The organism is Kibdelosporangium philippinense (genome assembly GCF_021390435.2).
GTDB lineage: Bacteria > Actinomycetota > Actinomycetes > Mycobacteriales > Pseudonocardiaceae > Kibdelosporangium > Kibdelosporangium philippinense.
Map to the genome: position 1 here is coordinate 24,058 of NZ_JAJVCN010000002.1, position 20,718 is coordinate 44,775.

Genomic DNA, 20,718 nt, shown 5'->3' on the forward strand with positions numbered 1-20,718 from the left:
CGGCCATTTGGACGCTCAAGTTGACGTCAATCACAACGTTCGGCCTGTTTGTGGCCATCGGGCAGGATGGAATACGTGGAGAAGCCCCTGCTGATCGCCTCTGATGTCGACGGAACCTTGCTCGATGTGACCGAAACGATCACTGCCCGTACCAAGGACGTCCTCGACCGGGTGGTCGCATCGGGGACGCCATTCCTGCTCGTCAGCGGCCGTCCGCCGCGGTGGATCCGGCCGATCGCGGAAATGGCGGACGTCAACGGCCTTTCGGTCTGCGCGAACGGTGCCGTGCTGTACGACATCGGCAAAGACACTGTGGTGTCAGCGGAAACCCTCGATCCCGCGCTGTCGCGCAACATCGCCGACACGGTCAAGGAACTGCTGCCGGGATCGGTTGTCGCGGTGGAACGTCACCCGCACAACGGGATCGACGAGACGTTCGTCTGCGAGCCGGACTACGCAAGCCCTTGGGGCGACACGAAGATCCCTGTCCGTTCGCTCGCCGAGGCTGTTGGGCAGCCTGCCGTGAAGATCCTCATCCGGCACCGGAACATGACCAGCGACGAGATGGCCCGTACGGTGGTTCCGGTCCTGCGGGACCACGCGACCATCACGTACTCGACCAACCAGGGCCTGCTTGAGTTTTCCAAGAAGGACGTGACCAAGGCGACCGGGTTGGCCAAGGCCGCTGAGATGTTCGGCATCGGCCGGGCCGACATTGTCGCGTTCGGTGACATGCCCAACGACATCCCGATGCTGGAGTGGGCAGGCCACGGTGTCGCGATGAGCAACGCGCACCCGGATGCACTTGCCGTGGCCGACGAGGTCACCGCGGCGAACTCGGAGGATGGGGTCGCGCAGGTCCTGGAACGCTGGTTCTAACCCCTCGCGAGGGCCGAGTTTGCCGCGTCTAGAGCCGTGAAGGCCACCCTCGCGGCATCTAACGCGCCAAGGGAGGCCCTCACGCGTCTAACTCCGCGAGGGTGGCCTTCACGGCACTGAGACTGTGGTGAGGCGGGTGAACTCGTGCAGCAGGTCGAAGCCGTCCCAGATCGCCGAGAACGTCAGCGCTGAGCCGAACGGTACGACGCGGTCGATTCCCCGGCCTGCCAACGTGTTCACCAGGCCGATCAGCTCGTCCTTGGTAAACCCGAAGACGCTGAGCGTCTGGTCCTTGCGCTGGATCGCGGGCACCAAATCGGCCAACCGGTCCACGGTCACCTGGGGGAAAGTGCCGGTACCCAGCCATTCCCGCACCAGCACGGTCGGCTCGGCGAGCTCCAAGGTCGCCAACGCGTTGCCGTCGAAGCGAATCGAGGTCGCCACGCCGTCAGCCGCGGCGCCATAGGTCGAAACACGCTTCTGCACGGCCATCGCGGGCTCGACGACCTCGCCACGCGCGGTCAGGACCTCGCTGAGCAGCTGGCGGAACTCCTCGCGGCCCGCCTCGGCTTTCGCGGAATCGCCGACCCAGAACAAAACCCGGGGTGACGAGCACGCGGCCTGGTCGAACCAGTAGGAGTCGTTGTAGAAACCGACAGCAGCTTCCTTGCGCGCCTCAGGCGAAGCCGCTTCCCAACCGTCCACAGAGATCACCGCGAACGATGCACGGTCCGGGAAAGTCAGGTCACGCGCGTGCGGCGCCAAGGGCAACTTGCGGACCTCGTTGACCGAACGATCGCCGCCCCAGATCACCCTGAGGTCCGACGCGGCCGAAAACGCCGCTGTGACAACGTCATTGCGGTCGTAGGTGACCATTCGCTGCGTCTGCGCGACGGCGGGGTGCGCGTCCGCCAGAGCCTCGTTCAGAGCGTCCACAACGGCCTCGGCGGCTCCGGCCGAACGCGGCGAGATCCGCACGACGTTCCGGTTGCCCGCCAACGCCGACAGGGCCCACGAGTACACGAAGATCGTGTCCACATTGGCCGGTGGGATGTGGAAGACGAGCCCGCGCGCGAAGCGCAAAGTGGACGCGTCACCGTCACTCAACCGCGCCAAGGCCTTCGCGATCTCGGCCTTACGCAAGAAGAAACCGAGCGACGCGAGCTCCGGAAAACGCCGCGCCACAGCAGGCGCGAGGAGCTTGCGGGCAAACGTGGTCAGGAAGCTGATGATCCGCTCGTCGCCGACCTTCAGCGGGCCGCCCTCCGGCTCGACCGAAAGCTCCGCCAACAACGCGTCGGCCTCGATGTCCGCGCCTACCGGGAAACGCTGCTTCACGCCGCCTGCCCTCCGGAGAACGTGTCCGAACACCCGCGCGCCTCGGCCCGTGGCAGCCGCCCGAGCACCGAGAACCGCTTGCCAGGCCAGTCGCCGTCGTCAATGCCGTTGAGCACACCGAGATCCTCGGTCAGCAGAACGTGTCCGGGATACGAGCGCGGCAGCGTGCTGACCACCTCGATCACGCCCGGCTTGCCGACCGGCTGCTCTTCCCACGTTTCCGGGTCGCGGATCACGATGTCGGCGAAATCGGGGCAATACAAGGAGTTCCCGGACGGACCTTCCAAGAACACGGTCCCGATCTGCTCGATCATGCCGTAGTAGTTGTGAATCTTCGTCAGCCCGGTGTCCTCGGCGAACCGGCGGCGGAACTCCGCGTTGTCCACCGAGCGGTCGATCAGCTTCTTCCAACCGCCGGAGTGGATCAGGATTCCGTTGGACAGGTCCAAGTTGTGCTCACGGGCGACCTCGTAGAGGTACAGCCAGACCATGAACGTGAAACCGAAGATCAGGAACGGCTCGTTGCCGTGCTTGGCCAGGAATCCCTTGACCGCCTCGACATCCGGCTGGTCATTCTCGTCCAACGCGTACACGTGGTTACGCCCGAACGTCGCCATCCCAAGCACTCCGGCGCCACGAGCGGAGAACGACCGGCGGTTCTTGATGATCGAGACCGTGTCCACCATGAGCATCGGCAACCGCTTGCCGCCCAACACAGTCTGCAGCGTCGCGCCGAGCTGGCGGGTCTGCTGGCCCGCGGCTTCCTTGTCAAGGTAGATCCGCGACGCACCCGTCCCGGTCGTACCGGACGAAGTCAAAGTCTTGAAAACCTCGGAATCCGGCACGCTCTTCAGGTCGTGGTTCTTGAACATCCGGACCGGCAGCCACGGCAGGTCCGCGATCGAGTCGAACTCACGGCCACGCGGCAGACCCAGGGCACCGAGGATCCGGTTGTACGGCTCGCAGTTGGCGCGGTGGTGTTCGGTCAGTTCGGTCAGCTGCGGCAGCAGGGTGGCTTCGCGCTGGGCCTGGGTGAGCTCGAACAGGGCCGTCATATCCGGGCCTCCAGAGACCGATAGTCGATCTTGCCGCTCGGCAGCAGGGGGAAGTCGTCGGCCGGTCGGACGTCGAAACCGGTCACGTGCAGGTGCAGCCGCTCGGCCAGCGTCTTCGCCGCGGCCTTGCAGGCTTCGGCGTCGGCTTCCTGCAGCCAGACGACCACCTTGTCGCCGGCGGGTACCGCGGCGGCCGGGCCGTATCCCTTCACGACCTGTTCAAGGTCATCGAGATTGACCCTATTCCCGAACACCTTGCCGATCCGCTTCAACCGGCCGGTGATGTAGAGGTACCCGTCCTCGTCGAGATGCCCGAGGTCACCGGTGACCAGCATGCCGCCGACGTCGTCACCGTTGGCCAACTCGGCCTCGTCGGAGGCGTAGCCCATCATCACGTTCGGGCCGCGGTACACGACCTCGCCATCCACGCCAGGCGTGCTGATCTCGGAGCCGTCCTCGGCACGGATACTGAACGTGCCACCGGGCAACGCGGGTCCAGCGGAACCAAGTTTCGAGGCAAGCTTGTCCGCGGGCACTGTGGACATTCGGGGCGCGGCCTCGGTCTGGCCGTACATCACGAACATCCGCCCGCCGACGGCACGCATCTTGTCGTTGAACTCGGTGACCAGGTCGACGCGCAGCTTTCCGCCCGCCTGCGTCAAAGTACGCAGGCTCGGGTACTTCACCGGGTCGAACCGCAGCCGCCGCAACATCTCGTAGTGGTACGGCACACCGGGAATCGACGTGATGTGGTACTTCTCCACGGCTGTCCAAAATGGACGAGCCATCACGCCGTTGCTTTCCACCACAACGGTCGCACCGCGCAGCAAATGGCTGTTCAGCACGGAAAGCCCGTAGCTGTAATGCAATGGCAGGTTGGTCGCGGTGACCTCGTTCGCGTCGATCCCGAGCACCTGCGCGATCGAGTCGGCGTTGTGCAGGATCGCGGACCGGCTCAGCCGCACCAGTTTCGGGTTTCCGGTCGATCCACTCGTCGGCAGCAACACCGCCAGATCCGGATGCGGCCGCACCCCTTCCGCGGATATCCGCTCCCATGACGCGCCACGAAGGCGATAGCCCTGAGGCGCCGGGCCTTCGGCGCCGAGCACCGCGGCCGGGCGATACCGGGCGACCAGACCGGCCAGCACGTCCGCGTCCAACGCGGGGTCGATCATCGCGATCGCCCGGCCGGACTCGAAAGCGCCCAGGTAACGCAGCACGCTCGGAATGTCCTGGGACATCCGCGCGAACAGCACACCGTCCGGCAGCGCGGACAGCTCGGCCGCGGCAGCCGCCACTCGCGCGGTCAGCTCGGCGCCAGCGAGCACCGAGCCGTCCAGCGCGTCGATGACACGCGCCTGGGAGTGGATGAGCGAGGTCACAGCACAAGTCCGCCGTCGACGCCAAGGATCTGGCCGCTGATGAACGAAGCATCGTCACTGACCAGGAACCGGATCGCGCGGGCCACCTCTTCCGGCTTGCCAAGGCGGCCGAGCGGGGTGTCCGCGGTGCGCTTGGCGAGGACGTCCTCAGCCAGGTGCGCGGTCATCGCGGTCTCGATCACGCCAGGCGCCACGCCGTTGACGCGGATGCCGTAGCGGCCAAGCTCCTTGGCGGTCGACCGGGCGACGTTGCCGACAGCGGCCTTGGACGCGGCGTACGCCGTCTGCCCCGCGCTGCCCTTCTCGCCCACGATCGATGCCAGCACCACGATGGCACCGGTCCGCTTGCGCATCATCGCGCGCGCCGCGGCCTGCACGGTGTGGATCGTGCCCGCGACGTTCGTCGACAGCATCCGGTCGACCACGTCCGCGCTGATCATGCCGACCAGCGCGTCCTCGAGAACACCCGCGTTTGCCACGCAGATGTCGAGCTTGCCGTGCTCCTTGGCCACGCCACGCACGAGCGTGCCGATCGCCGCGGCGTCGGTCACGTCCAGCGAGAGCCCGGAGACTTGGGCGTTGAGCTCGCCCGCGATCTCACCGGCGACCTCCTTGGCCGTGGCCTCGTCCCGCCCGGTGAGCACGACCGTGGCACCAGCCTCGGCCAACGCACGCACGGTTGCCTTGCCGATGCCCTTGGTGCCGCCCGTGACCAGTGCGACCTTGCCGTCGAGAGTCACTTGCCGACCATGTCGGAGAGCATGTCCTCGGCCACCTTGAAGCTGCTCATGTCGATCACCTGGTCGGTGTCGAACTGGACGTCGAACTCGTCCTCGATCGCGGCGACCAGTCCCATGTGCCCGACCGAGTCCCACTCGTCGATGTCGCGGTACTTCAGGTTCTCCACGTCGACGTCGCCGTCGAGCGCGAGGGCCTCGACGAAGGTGGCGCGCAGCCGGTCTTTCAGCTCCATGGATGGTGTCCCAGTCTTCCTAGTCGGTTGGTTCAGGCCTGCGGTGTGCGGCTCGCCCAGGCCTTGAGCAGCGTGGACAGCTCCTCCGGCACACCGTCGGCAGCCAGTTCGCCCTTACCTGTGATGAACGGCTGCAGCTTCTCGATGGTTGCCTCGTCGCAGCCACGGCGCTGCAGGCCGACCACGTTGATGCCGGACACGCGCGCCGGGTTGCCCAGCGTGATGGTGAACGCAGGCACCTCCTTGCGCACGGCCGAGCCCATGCCGACCATCGCGCCAGGGCCGATCCGGCCGTGCTGGTGCACGACCGTGCTCATGCCGATGTTGGCGTGCGACCAGACGTGCGTGTGCCCGCCCAGCTGCGCGGAGCAGGCCAGCACGATGTTGTCGTCCAGGATCACGTCGTGCCCGACGTGGCTGCGGGCCAGCAGGTAGCAGTCGTTGCCGACCGAGGTGACGACCTTGGTGCCCTGGTGGATGGACACGTACTCGCGGATCTTGTTGTTGTCGCCGATCCGCACGCCCTCGCCGGCGAGCTCGCCGTCCCACGCGACCGGGTGCGGGCCGCCCTTGTCCTCGGCGGGCGTGCCGATGGTCACGTGCGGGCCGATCCAGTTGCCGTTGCCGATCACGGTTCGGCCGACGATGACCGTGTACGGGCCGACCACGTTGTCATCGCCGAGCTCGACGCCCTCGCCGATGATCGCGGTGGGATGGATTCGATTCGCCACTGGCTGTCAGTCCTACCCGTGTATTGGTCGTCACGCACGGTCCCGCCGCGCGACCCCAGAACGTGTCCGTGGCGCGGCGAAAAAACCGTGTGGACCCGCACACAGGCGGGACCGGAAAGCCACTGTACCGGAGCGCCACGACTGCGACTGCTCCGGTCAAGCTGCCTGGTAGAGCCGGTTTCAGCGGGCTGGTGCGTACACCGCCGTGAAGCTGCCGCACGTGGTCCGCTGACCGGTCAGCCTGTCCCTGACCTGGAAGACGACCGGGTCGCCGGTGGTGTCGACGGCGACCGGCGCGTCGGGCGGCACCGACGTGGGCACAGGCAGGCCCTTGCGCAGGTCCGTGACGGTGACGGTCTGGAACATCACCAGGTAGTCGCCGTCGCGGTTGAGCTTCTCGGCCGTGTCGAGCATTCGCTGACGGGCGTCCCCGATCATTTCCAGGTGCAGCGGCCAGTCCAGCGGGAACGGGTTGTTCAGCTTCATCACCGGATAGGCGAAGTTGTTGTCCGGCAGCACAGCGACCTTGTCAGCGGGGTAACGCTGCACACAGTCCTTGATTTGCTGGACGTACGTGGCGACACCTGGGCTCGTGCGGATCCCGTTCATCTCGGGTGTCACGGAACCGAGGTTCACGGTGAGTTTGTCGTGCGTCAGGTCTGCGGCCACGGTCCGGTCATGCGCACGGACGAGCCCGTAACCGGCGACGCCCAGTGCGAGCACGCCGACGAGCGCGGTCACCACTGTCGGCACGACCTTCACCTCGGGCACAGCGGCAACCAGCAACTCAAGCGTGGCGATCACGAACGTGCCCGCGAGCAGGGCCGGATAGTCGTAACCCCACGATAAACTCGCCGAGAAAGCCAGTACTGCCAGCAACAACGCCCGCCACGGGAAACGTTTGTTGATCACCGCGTCGAGCAGGATGACCGCGACGAACAGCCACGCGATCTTGATCGACCAGAATGGCGGATAAGTCAGTTTCGTCTGCGCGATCGCGTACGCGGTGAGCAGCGCGGCCCCACCGGCCAGCAAGATCCGCAGCCACACCCCGGTTTTGCCGAGCCGGTCGCGCAACACCCACAGCACCGCGATGACCACGGCGGCCGCGAAGATCAGCAGGATCTGCCTGCGCCAGTCGTGCCCTGGGCTCCACAGCAGACTGAGATCGCTGCCCCAGAACGTGAACAGCGACCTGCCATAGACCGGCGCACCGCCGGTCAGCTGTTTGATCATGTCGCCGAAGCCACCGGCGATCGACACGACGGCCACGTACAGCAGCGGGAACGCGCCGAGGCACAGCAGGTCGACCACGATCCGGCCCCACGACTTGCTTTGCTTGCGCGCCGCGGGGTGCAGGAACAGCAGCAGCATTCCGATGGGGACGGCGAGGGCGAAGCTCTGCTTGGTCATCACCGCGAACCCGAGCAGGAACAGGCCGATCCGGCGCTGCCACGTGGATTCTGACCGCAGTCCAGCGTCCAGCAGCCACCAGCCGAGCGCGGTCAGCATCAGGCCGTCGATGGTGTGCCAGGCCATCAAGGTGAACAGGTGCAGGTTGATCAGCGAGGCCGCGGCGACCAGCAGTGTCCGCAATGGACCCCACCGCAGCGGCGAGGTTCCGGTCAGCAGCGCGGCGCACGCGATCGTGAACACGATGATCTGGACCATCGCGATGTACACCGACGAGATGAACAGCGGCGCCGGGCTCAGGAAGTCGATCATGTGCAGCACGGCCGAGCCGAGCGGACGGCCCGAGATGACGTCCGCATGCGGGATCTCGCCGTGCAGCAGCCGCCAGCTGCCAGCCAGGATGAATCCCTGGTCAGCTGGCGTGAAGCCGAATCTGGCGACTCGCGCGACGACCGCGGCTGCCAGGCCGAGTACCCAGGTGACGTGCACGAGTACCCGGATCAGGGTGGAACGGCGGTCGGCGGCTGTTCGCCGGGGAGCTCCCACAGGCGCGTGATACGCCAGGGTGTCCAGGTCCACCACGGTGTCTAATCCCTCTTGTCTGGTCATGGAGCTTGCAGGACGTAGTTCTTGATGCTCTTGTACGGGCCGAGGACCTCGCGCCAGCCCGCCGCCTTCAACCCAGCCATCGCCGCGTTGTCGTCGCCCTCGAACACCACGAACCGCATGCCGTAGCGGCTGGCGACCTGCTGGATCTGCGCGGCCGTGACCTTCTTGTACACGTCCGCGATGGCGTGGGTGCACTGGGTGAAGCCGCCGAGGGCTTCGATCCGATCTTGGTAGTCACGCCAGGCCGGGCCGCCGTACGGGCCGCCCTTGCAGTCCGCGAACACGCCACGGGCAGTCACGAGCCGCATGTGCATCGCGAGCGGCGGAGCGATCAGCTGTTCGCCCGGCGGAACCACGCGCTGCACGGCCTCGCCCCATTCGCGCAGGTCAGCGTCCTGGATGAACGTCGGGTCGAGCGCTTTGAGGGTGATGCTGGGGTTCGCGGCCATCGACAACGCGACCGACAGGGCCATCACAACCCCGGCCGCCCGCACGGTGTTCTTGCTCCGGCCGACCCACGCGGTCGCGACCGTCAACGCGAACGCGAAGGCCACCATCCACGCGCCGCCCGCGGGCTTCTCCAAGGGGTACGCGGGCTCGTAGAAGTCCATGCTGATCACGTGATAGCCGAGGAACAGCACCACGGCGAGCAGAACCCAGCGCTGCCATTCCTTGAACCGCCCGAAGATCGGCAGCACCACGGCCCACACCGCGAACGGCATCAGCAGCACGCCAAGGCGGTAGATGTTCAGGCCCTGCGCCAGCGTGCCAAGCGTCGGCACGTCCCAACGGTCCACAGTGACACCGACGAGCAGCCCGAACGCGGACAAACCAAGCGTCGCCGCCCACACCGGCCATGACTGCCTTGTCATGTACAAAACGGACAGGATGGCCAGGCCGACCAGCGCAAGTCCTTGCCACAGCACGAAACCTGGCCAGCTCGTGGCCTCGCAGTGATACGGGATGAGCTTCTGGCAGGCCTGCACGAAGTCGTTCAGATCGCCGGCGACCGGCCGAGCTTTCAGCCCGGCGAACATGATCGCGAGGCTGGCGACGGCCGAACCGACCAGCCACCAGTTGATCCGGCGCTCCCGTACGAAAAGGACAATCGCGACCGCGATCAGCAGAACCGCAGCCACACCGCCCTGCTGGACATGCACGATCGCGGTGACAACGGACACGATCCCGGCCATCCGGTAGCTGCCGGTCAGCAGCGCCGCGATGACCAGATAGATCAGGAAGCCCGCCATCACGCCGGGCAGCGCGATCGCCAGCATCGGCGAACCGGTGCCGAGCAACCACCACGGCGTGACCGCGCCGAGCACCGTGACCAGGACCGTGGCGACCCACGGATGCTCAGGCGCCCACCTGTGCGCCAGCAGCACGGTCGCCGCGCCGAAAATGGCCAGGCTGATCAGCCAGTAGACGAGATACACGCCGCCGAGCGCGTCGATCGACGCGCCGAACCAGGTCACGACGTCGAAGAACCAGTGCGGCTGCGGCGCGTTCTGCAGGATCCAGTCGCCACGGAACTTGTCCGGATCCGCCCAGTTGATCCCTTGCGGCGACAGGACCCAGTGGTCGACCTTGCCGACCCAATAGCCGTAGCGCCAGTTCAGCAGGAAACCGAGCAGGACCGTGCTGAGCAGGGTTTGCAGGATCCGGGTGCGCATGTCGCGTCGCGCGTGCCCGTCAGCGGTACCCGACGACGGGCCACCGACGTGCACGTCGTCGCCCGCTACCACGGTAGCCATCGCACACCCCCGGAAAGCTCGAAACCCGGCAGCGAGTCTGCCGGGTTTACGGAAAGTACCTGCACACGGGGGTACTCAGGCCGCCGCGGCGACCTCAGCTTGCTCGCGCTTGAACTTCGGCAGCAGCCAGCCGATCCCGGCCGACAACACCTCGCCGACGATGAACATCAAGCGGCTGACCAGCGCGAACGCCAGCGCCTGGGAGGCGGGCAGGGTGCTCGCGAGCACGCCGACCAGGATCGCGTCCCGCACACCGGCGCCGGAGGGCAGGATGAACACGAAGATGCCGCCGAGCAGGCCGACCGAGATCGCGCCAATGGCCAGCAGCCAGTCACGGAACGTCGGCGAACCGGCCGATTCGGCAAGTACCCACAGGTGCGTGCCGTAACAGACATACGAGGCGACCTGGAAGGCGAGGACCTTGCCGACGATCCCGTAGCGCAGGTCGTGGTCGAGCGGTGCCTTGCGAAGCAGTTTCAGCACCAGCGAAGTGCCCCAAGTCAACACTTTCGGGTGCAAAGCGACGAGCCCGATCGGCAACAGCGCGAACAGCCACACGGCATTCGGTGCATGGTCCAGAACGCTGGGCAGCGACAGCAAACCGAGCAGTGACATGGCCACAACCGAGACACCAAGCGAGATCAGCGTGGCGACGAAGATGCGGGCGCGCGGCACGCCTGCCTTGCGGCCGAGTTCCATCTGCAGCAGGTACGCCCACACCGAGCCGGGAACGTACTTACCGAGCGAACCGACCAGATAGAACTGCGAGCCACGCAGGAAACCAACCGGCTTGCCGAGGTCGTCGACCATGATCTGCCAGGCGTACGCGCCGAGGAAGATGCCGAGCAGCACGAACAGCTCGCTGATCAGGACCGCGCTCCACGACAGGGTCTTGAGCGTCGCCCAGACCTCGTTCCAGCTCTTGGCGACCTGCCAGCCGGCGAAACCGATGACCACCACGACCAGCAGCCGCCGCGCCCACGCGATGACGATCTGCTTGGTGGACTTGGCCGGTTGAGCCGCCGGAGCGTCTTCCTGCTGCTTGGCATCGTCCTCGATGCTGGTCATGTGGTCTCCGTGCTCGGTTGGCGCCTTGCTCGTAGACGGCGTCGGGGCCTGGAAGAACGCGCCTGTGTGGACTTTGGTGAAGACGCTCGCACGGCCGGGAAGGTTGTCTTGCGACCGTCGGCGGCTTCAGGGTACAGAGGGCCACCGAAGGGGCCCCGGGTAGCCTGCCCTCGAAGTACGCCTCAGGCACGTCCGCCAGACCGGGGACGACCAGCAGCAATCGGAAGATGGAGAATGATCCCTATCACCGTGGTCGACGTCGCCGACGCCGAACCATACGTACTGGAAGTCCTTCGTTCCGGCGTCATCGCGCAAGGCCCGATGGTCAAGCGTTTCGAGGACGCGTTCGCCAAGGTCGCGGGCGTCGAGCACGCGGTCGCGGTGAACAGTGGCACGACCGCGCTGGTCGCCTCGATCGAGGTACTGGACTTGCAGCCGGGTGACGAGGTGATCACCTCGCCGTTCACCTTCGTCGCGACGCTCAACGCGATCCTCGAAGCCGGAGCATCGGTCAGGTTCGCCGACATCCGCACGGAGGACTTCAACATCGACCCGGACGTGGTGGCGAAAGCTGTGACCCCGCGCACGAAGGTCCTGATGCCAGTCCACCTGTACGGGCAGATGGCGGACATGACCAAGCTCATGCCCCTGGCCCAAGAGCACGGCCTGGCAGTCGTCGAAGACTCGGCGCAGGCAGTCGGCGCGACACTGGACGGCAACCCAGCCGGTAGCTACGGCCTCGGCTGCTTCTCGCTGTACGCGACCAAGAACATCACCACCGCCGAAGGCGGCGTGATCACCACGAACGACGCGGTACTGGCCGATCGCCTGCGCGTGCTGCGCAACCAGGGCATGCGCGCGAGGTATCAGTACGAAATGGCCGGACACAACTACCGGCTGACAGACCTGCACGCGGCAGTAGGCATCCCGCAGATGGAAAAGCTGACGCAGATCACAGATGCCCGCCAGCGCAACGCGGAAGCACTGTCCAAAGGCCTCACCGGGATCAGCGGCCTCGAACTGCCAACAGTCCTTCAGGGACGGACGCACGTCTGGCACCAGTACACGGTGCGAATCACCGAAGACGCGCCGATGAGCCGCGACGAGTTCTCGGCGAAGCTGATCGAGAAAGGCGTCGGGAACGGCGTCTACTACCCGAAGCTGGCATTCGACTACGACTGCTACCGCACCAACCCGAGGATCACCGCATCGTTGGCAGACTTCCCGGTCGCGGCGCGCGTCGCGCGGGAAGTCCTTTCCCTGCCAGTGCACCCGAAGCTAACCGAGTCCGATGTAGACAAGGTCGTCGAAACGGTCAGGGAGGTGCTGGGCGCATGAGTGCCGCACAGCCTCGGATAGCGCTGGTCGGATCGGGCCGAATGGGCTCACTGCACGCACGTGTGCTGGCCCAGTCGCCTCGGACGAACTTCACAACCCTGATCGAGAAGAAAGAAGAAACCGGCCGAGCGGTCGCGGAAAAGTGGGGCGTCGAGTGGGTCCCCGACTTCGACACGCTCGACGGAATCGACGCGGTAGTGATCGCGGCGGCAACCGAAGCCCACTACGGCATCGCCAAGCGAGTGATGGAACTCGGCAAGCCCCTGCTGGTCGAGAAGCCACTGACGCCGTCGTACGCCCTGTCGGAAGAGCTTGTGAAGGAATCCGAAGCACGCGGTTTGCCACTCGTGTGCGGATTCCTTGAGCGCTTCAACCCAGCGGTGATGACAGCACGGCAGTTCGTCAGCGACATCGCGCAAATCCACGCGGTCCGGCACTCGCCTTTCGTACCCAGGATCAAGACAGGGGTGGCGACAGACCTGCTGATCCACGACGTCGACCTGGCAATCAGCTTCCTCGGCGAAGTGCCGAGCGCGGTGAAGGGTTCGTTCGGCTACTTCCACGAGGAGTCCCGGACGAACAACTCGGAAGACAGCGCGGACGCGACAATGTCGTTCCCGAACGGAGCCCTGGCAACAATCTCGGCGAGCCGGATCAGCCAGCGAAAGATCCGCCAACTGCACGTCCTGGAGATCGACAGGTTGACGGAAATCGACCTGCTCCGCCGAGACATCACGGTCTACCGCCACGTCGAGCACGAACCAGCACGCGACGGCGTCGGCTACAAGCAGCAAACGATCATCGAGATCCCGACCTTGATGCCCGGCGGAGAGCCACTCGCGGCTCAGCTGGACCACTTCCTGAACCTGCTCGAAAAGGGCGCGGGGTCGGACGAGGTGGCCAAGGAGCGCGAAGCGATCCTGCCCGCGCACCTGGCGATCGAACAGGCGTCACTGTCGGCCAACAACGGCCACTGAGGTTCTCTCCTCAAAGGCGCCCGGGGATGTCCTCCCGGGCGCCTTTGCCATTTGCCGTGAAGGAACTTTTAGGGCGTCAGATGCCAATTGCCAGGAACTCAGGGTTCGGAGTTTGGCCGAGGCTGGCGGCGGGCGTGGGTCGTTGACCTGTGAATACTTGTGGCTGACGGGGCGGGTCGGTGCTGGAACCGACCGCCGTGGCCAGGGGTGCGGGCATTGCTCGCCGTTCAGGGCTGTGAGGGCCGAGTTTGGTGCGTTCAACGCCGCGAAGGTGGCCTTCACGGCATAAATCTGGCGGTGCGGGCGGCTACCCTTGCGGGGGGCTTGTCCAATTGCACGGTACTGTGCGTGTCGCCCTCAATCATGCAGTTCGTCAGGGAGTTCCGATGGCAGGCGACCACGCGGTGTCACTCACCTACATCATCCCCGCGCACAACAGCACGGCCACGATCGAGGGTGCCCTCAAGGAGCTGCAAGACCGCCTGGCCGGGACGAACTCCGAGATCGTCGTGGTGGAGAACGGTTCGAGCGACAACACCCTCGAGCTCCTGCACAAGATCGAAGCCGACTGGCAGACGCCCGGCCTCGAACTCCGCGTGATGAGCAGCAAAAAAGGCCTCGGTAACGCGCTGCGCAAAGGCATCGCCGAAAGCCGTGGTGAGCGGGTCTTCTTCGGCGCCGACGACCTCCCGTTCGGCTTCGACGACCTGGACAAGGCCGAAAAAATCGACCACAGGAAGCACAAGGTCGTGATCGGCTCGAAGGCGCACCCGGAGTCCGAGGTTGGCCGTGGCCTCCTCCGAGCCGTCCTGACCTGGGGTTTCCTAACCCTCCGCTTCATCGTGCTCGGGATGCGCACCCGTGACCCACAGGGCACGTTCGTGATCAACGGCGACTGGGCGCGCGAGGTCGGGCCGCAGCTGTCCGAAGAGGGTTTCCTGCTCACGACCGAGTTGACCTACTTGGCTGAACGCAGTGGCATCAGGACGATCGAGGTTCCTGTGCGCCTGCGTGAATCGCACGCCGCCCACGGCAGCCGGATCCGGGTCAGCGACGTCTGGAAAATGGGCCTCGGGCTCATCACGGTCCGCAAGCACCACCGCAAGGGCGTTCGCCCGGTCGCGCACGTCGCCTAGTGGCGCCGCACGTAGTCGTCATCGGGGGCGGGATCGTCGGTCTGTCGGTCGCGCGGGAGTTGACCATGCGCGGCAACCAGGTGACGGTCCTGGAAAAGGAAGATCATTGGGCTGCCCACCAGACGGGCAACAACAGCAACGTCGTGCACGCCGGGCTGTACTACAAACCTGGCTCGTTCAAAGCGCGGATGTCCGTTGCTGGCAACAAGTCCATCATCAACTTCGCGCGTGAGCACGGCGTCGGTGTTGAGGTGTGCGGGAAACTCGTTGTCGCGACCTCCGAGGACGAACTGCCTGCGCTGTACACGCTCGAATCGCGCGCGAAGGCCAATGGTGTTCCGGCCAATCTGATCTCGTCGGATGAGGCGCGGGAATACGAGCCCGAGGTTTCCTGCGTTGCCGCGCTTCGCGTACACAGCACCGGAATCATCGATTTTCCCGGTGTCTGCCAAGCTCTCGTCAAGCTGTTGAACAACGCGGATCTACGACTGTCCACTCCGGCCTTGGGAATTCGGGCCGGGCGCAACGGCGGCGTCGAGATCGCCACCGGCCGTGAAGTGATCAAGGCCGATGCCTTGGTGAATTGCGCTGGGCTGCAAAGCGATCGCGTCGCGCGGCTGGCCGGATTGACGCCACGGGCCACGATCGTGCCGTTCCGGGGCGAGTACTACGAGCTCAAGCCGGAACGTCGGCACCTGGTCAAAGGCTTGATCTACCCGGTGCCGGACGCTGCTTTGCCGTTCCTTGGCGTGCACCTCACCCGAATGCTCGACGGCAGTGTCCACGCTGGACCGAACGCCGTGCTTGCCTTGCGGCGTGAGGGTTACCGCTGGCGTGACGTGTCCGTCGCAGACCTGCTTGAGACCGCAAGGTTCCCTGGTTCTTGGCGCCTGGCAAGGAAATACGGCCGGACCGGTGTTGACGAAGTACTGCGGTCGTTGTCCCGCAAGCGGTTCGCGGCGAGCCTTGCCCGGCTCGTGCCCGCGGTGCAGGCTGAAGACCTCGTTCCAGCCAATGCGGGCGTGCGGGCGCAGGCGCTGCTGCCGGACGGGAAGTTGGTCGACGATTTCCTGATCGAGACCGCACCACATCAGGTGCACGTGCTGAACGCGCCTTCCCCTGCTGCCACAAGCGCTTTGGAGATCGCGAAGTACGTCGCCGACCAGGTGGTCTAGCCCCAGCCCAGTTCGTGCAGGCGGTGGTCGTCGATGCCGAAGTGATGCGCGATCTCGTGCACCACGGTCGTGACGACCTCGTCGACGACGTCGTCTTCGGTTTCGCAGATCTGCAGGATCGGCTCACGATAGATGCTGATCCGGTCCGGCAGAACGCCGCCGTACTGCGATGTCCGCTCGGTCAACGCGATGCCGTGGTACAGCCCGAGAATCGATGGTTCCTCGGCGTTGTATTCCTCAACGAGCACCACGACGTTGTCCATGGCTTTGGCGAACTCGCGGGGCACAAGGTCCAGCGCTTCGCTGACGAGCTCCTCGAACCGGGCTCGCGGCATCTCCACTGGCACGAGATCACCCGCCGCCGGTGGACGACGGCGTCGGCGCCGACGAGCCGGAAGACGGCGCCGACGACTTGCCCGCGTCCTTCACGCTGCCGTTGATCGGAGCGAGGCCGGAGTTGTCCGAAAGTGGCGCGCCGACCTTGCAGACAGCGCGGTGCGATCCGGCGTCCCAGCTTTCCGCCTTACGGGTGTCCCACGTCAGCGACAGCCCCTTGCTCTGCAGGTCGAGGCCGCCGGAGTACTCGTTGGTCAGCTTGGTGCACTGTTCGAGCATCGCGGCCTGCTGCTGTGCTTCTTCCGGCACCGAGTCCTTGAAGATCTGCGCGAGGTCGACCACGCCGGTGATCTCGTACGCGTGCTCGGCCTCACAGCCAACTGGGTCGCCGACGTTCTTGTTGACCAGCGCGAGGCACGTGCCCGGGTCGTAGATGTCGGACTGGTCCTGGTTCTTGGCCGATCCGGTGGTCGCGACCAACGTGTTGCCCGACGGGACAGCGCGCTGCAAACCACAACGCAGTTTCCGGTCGCCGTCACGCCACTGCTCGTCGCTCGGCTTCAACGCCCCGACGCTGTACTTGCCGTACGGGTCGAGCTTGCCGCCGAGATAGGTGGCCGCGCCCGTTGTGCACTTCTGCTTGGCGATCTCGCGCCAGGCCTCGTTGGTCGGGGACGGCGCGCTCTCCGGGTACTCCGCGGCGATGTCCACGTCACCGGACACTTCGAAAAGGTGGGGCTGGTCACAGCCGACCGTTTTCATGTCCGAGCCGTCCGGTCTCCAGTTCAGGCAGCTGCCCGCTGGTGCCTCGAACGCGGCCGCCAGATTCTCGGCAGCCACGTCGGCCGGGCTTTGCTTGCCGGACGCGACCGGCCAGGAGAACACCATGCTCAGCGTGAGGATGCCGAGCGCGCCGACGAACGCTCCGGCCATGACCAGCCGTGTGCTCAAGGTCCGGGTACCTGAGTGCAACCGTTCGGCGTTCGTCGACATCTACTCCATAATGCCGTACCTGCCCGAGGGGGCGGTTGTGTGTTGCGATCAGGACACTCATCGCCACGCCACGCCCCACCTCTCAGGTCGGCGAATGTACTGTCCGCGAGTGGGAGGGCCGGATGACAGACAACAGGGACGAGGGCGCCCAGCCCGGCGGTGAGCAGGGCCAGCCGCAGCCACCGGCTGAGCCCAAACGCGGCGGCATGCGGTTCCAGGACCCGGAGACCACGACCCCGCGGCCGCCGACACTGGCCGAGCAACGGGCTATGCGCCGGGCGCTTGAGGAGCAGCAGAACCACGAACGGACCGTGGTCGCGGAGGCCGAACGGAAGTCACTGCGCCGACGCAGAGTGATGATCGGCGCGGGCGTGACCGTCGGCATCGTGGCGACGGTGGCTGTCTGGTACGCCGCGGCGACGCCGGACGAGGTCACCGCCTACTGCGTCGACGACAACGGCACGGTGGCCGCGGACGAGAACACCTGCACGGAGGAAGGCGTCCGCAGCCAGGGCGGTTACCCCGGAGTTGGCGGCTTCTGGTTCATCCCGATCGGCGGCGGTCAGTACCGGAGCTACCACTACAACTACGGCGGCACGGTCAGCGGCACAGGCCCCAACCGTCGCGTGACGGGTGGTACAACGGTCGCGCCAAGCAGCGGAACGACCGTCAAGAGCGGTTCAGGTCGGACAGTCCAGCGCGGTGGCTTCGGTGTCAGCGGCGGCGGCAAGAGTGGTGGCAGCAGCGGAAGCGGAGGAAGCTGAGTTGCACCGGGAGGCCTCGCAACCCCGGCGGGACTGGCAGAGCAAGATCGCGGAACAGGGCTTGGTCTTCGGCACGCCCGCACGCGACGAAGCCGGGAACCGCCGTCCCTACTGGGACGAGTCGGTGCACTACGTCTTCGACATCGACGAGGTCCTGTCGATCGAGGCGGACGTCGAACTGCTGCACTCGATGTGCCTGGAAGCCGTCGACAACGTCGTGACGACCGAGCGGTACAAGGACTTCGGGATCCCCGAGTGGACGTGGCCGCACATCGCCGAGTCGTGGCGACGGCACGACCCACATGTTTACGGCCGGTTCGACCTGCGCTACGACGGCTCAGGCCCGGCGAAGATGCTGGAGTACAACGCCGACACGCCGACGTCCTTGCTGGAGGCGGCGGTCGTGCAGTGGTTCTGGAAGACCGACGTCTTCCCCGAGGACGACCAGTGGAACTCGATCCACGAGAAGCTGGTCGACCGCTGGCGGGAGATCGGCGACAAGCTCCCGTCCAACGAGGTGCATTTCACCTGGTCGACCGCGGACCCGTCCGGCGAGGACCACGTGACCACGGCCTATCTGCAGGAAACCGCGGCCGAGGGCGGGCTGGACACGGTCGGCCTGGCGATCGAGGAGATCGGCTGGCACTCGCTGCTCAAGCGGTTCGTGGATCTGGAAGAAGCGCCGATGAACGCCATCGTCAAGCTCTACCCGTGGGAATGGGTGGTCGACGAGGAGTTCGGCAAGCGCGCGGTGGAGAGCCTGCCGCAGACGCTGTGGATCGAGCCGCTGTGGAAGATGCTGCTGTCCAACAAGGCGCTGCTGGCGATTCTCTGGGAGATGTACCCGGGGCACCCGAACCTGCTGCCCGCGTTCCTCGACCAGCCGGGCCTGCTGACTGAGTACGTGCGCAAACCGCGGCTGGGGCGGGAAGGCGCGAACATCCAGATCGTCGCCCCTGGCTACGAGACCACGACCGGTGGTGTCTACGGCCATGAAGGCTTCGTCTACCAGGCGTTCGACCCGCTGCCGGAGTTCGACGGTTACCGGCCCGCTTTGGGCGCGTGGATCGTCGGCGACTCGGCGGCCGGACTTGGCATCCGTGAGACGGCGGGCCTGGTCACCGACGATGGTGCGGCGTTTGTCCCCCATCGGATCCCGGAATCGTGATAATCCACCCACGACAGACGTCCACTTAGGCCGGAGGGACCCCGTGTACACCACCCAGATCCAACTCGCCCTGGATCCAGACTTCGGGGCACAGCTCGGCAGGGGCATCGGCGCCATCGCGTTGTACGCGATCGTCGGCCTCGTACTGATCCTCGCGGGCTTCTACGCCATCGACTGGACCACGCCGGGCAAGCTGTCCGAGCTGGTCCGCACGGGCAAGCCGAACGCGGTACTGATCACGTCGGCTGGCCTGGTCAGCATGGCCTTCATCATCGTGCTCGCGATCACCTCGTCGGCAAGTGACCTGACCGCCGGGTTGATCACCTCACTGGTGTATGGCCTGCTCGGCATCATCGTGCAGGTGGCGGCGGTCCGGATCCTGGAGTGGGCGACCCGGATCAACATCGGCGAGGTCATCCAGTCGGAGAAGTTCACCCCGGCCAGCGTGGTCGTCGCGGCCGCGCACGTAGCACTCGGCCTGGTAGTCGCCGTCGCCATCTCGTGAGTGGTTTGTCCCATTCAAGGCATAGCGCGTTCCGAACTGACCACTCACGTCAGACGCTAACCAGCCGGGCTGGGACGCGTGTCGTGAGTGGTCAGTTCCGTTACCGGGACAAACCACTCACGTGAGTTACCTCAGCACGAGGTTGTGGTACGGGCCGGATGAGATGTGGGTGATCCCGCCTTCTTTCACTGTGGCCGGGATGTTCATCTGGCCTTGGGCGTTGTAGTTCCAGACGATGACCTTGCCGTCCTTGAGGACGGTGTTGTGCTGTGAGCCCGCGGCGATCGCCGTCACGCCCGACTGAGCGATCGTGGGGACCGAGGACTGCTCATACAGGTTCCAGCCCCACGCGATCACCTTGCCGTTCTTCAACGCCACGCTGTGCTGGGCGCCCGCGGCGATCGCCGTGACACCGGACTGCGCCTCCTCAGGCACGTTGAGCTGGCCGTGTTTGTTCGATCCCCAGGCGATGACCTTGCCGTCTTTCAAGGCGAGCGCGTGCCGTAGACCTGGCGCGATCGCCGAGACGCCGGACTTCGCCTCCTCAGGGACGTTCAACTGGCCAAGGTTGACGTTCGGGTGATCCCATCCCCAGGCGAGCACACCGCCGTTCTTCAAGGCGAGGCTGTACTCCTGGTTGACGGCGATGGCCGTGACCCCAGAGCGGGCGTCCTCGGGAACCTTGCACTCGATCCAGCGGCCCCAGCAGACCACTTTGCCGTTCTTGAGCGCGAGGTTGTGGTACGTGCCCGCGGCGATGGCCGAGACGCCGTCCCAGACTTCGACCGGGACCCGCGCGAGCTCGGGCTCGATCTCCGGGACGTTCCACTGGATGACCTGGCCGTCCTTCAGGGCGAGGTTCTGGCTCCACCCAGCGGAGATGGCGGTGACGCCGGACCTTGCCTCGTCGGGGACGGGCACGCGTGCGCTCACCCCGCTCGAACCCCAGGTCAGCACCTCACCGATCGGTTCGGGCGCTGCCGCGGCAGGCACAGCGCCGAACAACAGCAGTGCTGCCGTGACCCCCATTAACTTCCGCACGTCGACTCCACTACTAGGCAACGGGAAGTCGCGGAGCCTAACGGTCAGACGTACACAGATTGCATAAAGATCGCGTTGCTTGC

Annotated in this window: 20 protein-coding genes; 8 read left to right on the forward strand and 12 right to left on the reverse strand. The window is 65.7% G+C overall.

The features are described 5' to 3' along the window. The first annotated feature begins 66 nt into the window (after nucleotides 1–66). Nucleotides 67–879, forward strand: coding sequence for a Cof-type HAD-IIB family hydrolase (locus LWC34_RS18885; RefSeq protein ID WP_235729611.1), 813 nt, complete (start codon nucleotides 67–69; stop codon nucleotides 877–879). A gap of 108 nt (nucleotides 880–987) precedes the next feature. Here the strand turns inward: LWC34_RS18885 and LWC34_RS18890 are convergent, their stop codons facing one another. From LWC34_RS18890 to LWC34_RS18930, 9 genes are all read right to left on the reverse strand, one after another. Then, nucleotides 988–2,217, reverse strand: coding sequence for an acyl-CoA reductase (locus LWC34_RS18890; RefSeq protein WP_233726499.1), 1,230 nt, complete (start codon nucleotides 2,215–2,217; stop codon nucleotides 988–990). Then, entirely contained in the window at nucleotides 2,214–3,272 is a 1,059-nt protein-coding gene (locus LWC34_RS18895) for a LuxE/PaaK family acyltransferase (protein WP_233726500.1), read from the reverse strand. Before LWC34_RS18895 ends, LWC34_RS18890 begins: the two co-directional genes overlap by 4 nt. Next, nucleotides 3,269–4,654: an AMP-binding protein gene (locus LWC34_RS18900; protein WP_233726501.1), complete on the reverse strand. Its 1,386-nt coding sequence runs from the start codon at nucleotides 4,652–4,654 to the stop codon at nucleotides 3,269–3,271. The genes LWC34_RS18895 and LWC34_RS18900 overlap by 4 nt, the downstream gene beginning before the upstream one ends. Continuing rightward, on the reverse strand, nucleotides 4,651–5,394 hold the full coding sequence (locus LWC34_RS18905) for an SDR family NAD(P)-dependent oxidoreductase (RefSeq protein ID WP_233726502.1): 744 nt from the start codon (nucleotides 5,392–5,394) through the stop codon (nucleotides 4,651–4,653). Before LWC34_RS18905 ends, LWC34_RS18900 begins: the two co-directional genes overlap by 4 nt. Then, nucleotides 5,391–5,627: an acyl carrier protein gene (locus LWC34_RS18910; protein ID WP_233726503.1), complete on the reverse strand. Its 237-nt coding sequence runs from the start codon at nucleotides 5,625–5,627 to the stop codon at nucleotides 5,391–5,393. Before LWC34_RS18910 ends, LWC34_RS18905 begins: the two co-directional genes overlap by 4 nt. A 32-nt stretch (nucleotides 5,628–5,659) precedes the next feature. Continuing rightward, nucleotides 5,660–6,358: an acyl-ACP--UDP-N-acetylglucosamine O-acyltransferase family protein gene (locus LWC34_RS18915; protein WP_233726504.1), complete on the reverse strand. Its 699-nt coding sequence runs from the start codon at nucleotides 6,356–6,358 to the stop codon at nucleotides 5,660–5,662. A gap of 180 nt (nucleotides 6,359–6,538) precedes the next feature. Continuing rightward, a complete protein-coding gene (locus tag LWC34_RS18920) occupies nucleotides 6,539–8,380 on the reverse strand; it encodes a glycosyltransferase family protein (RefSeq protein ID WP_233726505.1) in 1,842 nt (613 codons plus the stop codon). Continuing rightward, on the reverse strand, nucleotides 8,377–10,134 hold the full coding sequence (locus LWC34_RS18925) for a DUF2339 domain-containing protein (RefSeq protein WP_233726506.1): 1,758 nt from the start codon (nucleotides 10,132–10,134) through the stop codon (nucleotides 8,377–8,379). Before LWC34_RS18925 ends, LWC34_RS18920 begins: the two co-directional genes overlap by 4 nt. A 75-nt stretch (nucleotides 10,135–10,209) precedes the next feature. Next, complete coding sequence (locus tag LWC34_RS18930) at nucleotides 10,210–11,202, reverse strand: lysylphosphatidylglycerol synthase transmembrane domain-containing protein (RefSeq protein ID WP_233726507.1); 993 nt, start codon at nucleotides 11,200–11,202, stop codon at nucleotides 10,210–10,212. 234 nt (nucleotides 11,203–11,436) lie between these two features. On the opposite strand from LWC34_RS18930, the gene LWC34_RS18935 reads away from it, so the two are divergent. The 4 genes from LWC34_RS18935 to lhgD all read left to right on the forward strand — a co-directional run bounded on the left by LWC34_RS18935 (nucleotide 11,437) and on the right by lhgD (nucleotide 15,828). After that, nucleotides 11,437–12,540, forward strand: coding sequence for a DegT/DnrJ/EryC1/StrS family aminotransferase (locus LWC34_RS18935; RefSeq protein ID WP_233726508.1), 1,104 nt, complete (start codon nucleotides 11,437–11,439; stop codon nucleotides 12,538–12,540). Then, the gene (locus tag LWC34_RS18940) at nucleotides 12,537–13,517 is read left to right on the forward strand and encodes a Gfo/Idh/MocA family oxidoreductase (protein WP_233726509.1); all 981 of its coding nucleotides are present in this window, start codon (nucleotides 12,537–12,539) and stop codon (nucleotides 13,515–13,517) included. The genes LWC34_RS18935 and LWC34_RS18940 overlap by 4 nt, the downstream gene beginning before the upstream one ends. A gap of 386 nt (nucleotides 13,518–13,903) precedes the next feature. Next, the gene (locus LWC34_RS18945) at nucleotides 13,904–14,653 is read left to right on the forward strand and encodes a glycosyltransferase (RefSeq protein WP_233726510.1); all 750 of its coding nucleotides are present in this window, start codon (nucleotides 13,904–13,906) and stop codon (nucleotides 14,651–14,653) included. Beyond that, a complete protein-coding gene (gene lhgD, locus LWC34_RS18950; RefSeq protein WP_233726511.1) occupies nucleotides 14,653–15,828 on the forward strand; it encodes an L-2-hydroxyglutarate dehydrogenase in 1,176 nt (391 codons plus the stop codon). Before LWC34_RS18945 ends, lhgD begins: the two co-directional genes overlap by 1 nt. Here lhgD and LWC34_RS18955 read toward each other — a convergent pair. Together LWC34_RS18955 and LWC34_RS18960 are read right to left on the reverse strand one after the other, a co-directional pair. Beyond that, a complete protein-coding gene (locus tag LWC34_RS18955) occupies nucleotides 15,825–16,175 on the reverse strand; it encodes a metallopeptidase family protein (protein WP_233726512.1) in 351 nt (116 codons plus the stop codon). The genes lhgD and LWC34_RS18955 overlap by 4 nt on opposite strands. Before the next feature lie 4 nt (nucleotides 16,176–16,179). Continuing rightward, a complete protein-coding gene (locus LWC34_RS18960; protein WP_233726513.1) occupies nucleotides 16,180–17,157 on the reverse strand; it encodes a septum formation family protein in 978 nt (325 codons plus the stop codon). A 122-nt stretch (nucleotides 17,158–17,279) separates the two neighbouring features. Between LWC34_RS18960 and LWC34_RS18965 the strand changes: the two genes are divergently transcribed. Genes LWC34_RS18965 through LWC34_RS18975 form a run of 3 tightly spaced genes read left to right on the forward strand, consistent with a single transcriptional unit; the run spans nucleotide 17,280 to nucleotide 19,594 of the window. Further along, the gene (locus tag LWC34_RS18965) at nucleotides 17,280–17,921 is read left to right on the forward strand and encodes a hypothetical protein (RefSeq protein WP_233726514.1); all 642 of its coding nucleotides are present in this window, start codon (nucleotides 17,280–17,282) and stop codon (nucleotides 17,919–17,921) included. Nucleotide 17,922: 1 nt separating this feature from the next. Continuing rightward, nucleotides 17,923–19,089 (forward strand): glutathionylspermidine synthase family protein, encoded by a 1,167-nt coding sequence (locus LWC34_RS18970; RefSeq protein ID WP_233728748.1) that lies wholly within the window; start codon nucleotides 17,923–17,925, stop codon nucleotides 19,087–19,089. Between the two features lie 58 nt (nucleotides 19,090–19,147). Continuing rightward, nucleotides 19,148–19,594, forward strand: a complete 447-nt coding sequence (locus LWC34_RS18975) for a DUF350 domain-containing protein (RefSeq protein ID WP_233728749.1) — start codon at nucleotides 19,148–19,150, stop codon at nucleotides 19,592–19,594. Nucleotides 19,595–19,720: 126 nt separating this feature from the next. On the opposite strand, the gene LWC34_RS18980 is transcribed toward LWC34_RS18975, so the two are convergent. Beyond that, nucleotides 19,721–20,635, reverse strand: coding sequence for an RCC1 domain-containing protein (locus LWC34_RS18980; protein ID WP_233726515.1), 915 nt, complete (start codon nucleotides 20,633–20,635; stop codon nucleotides 19,721–19,723). Nucleotides 20,636–20,718: the final 83 nt, after the last annotated feature.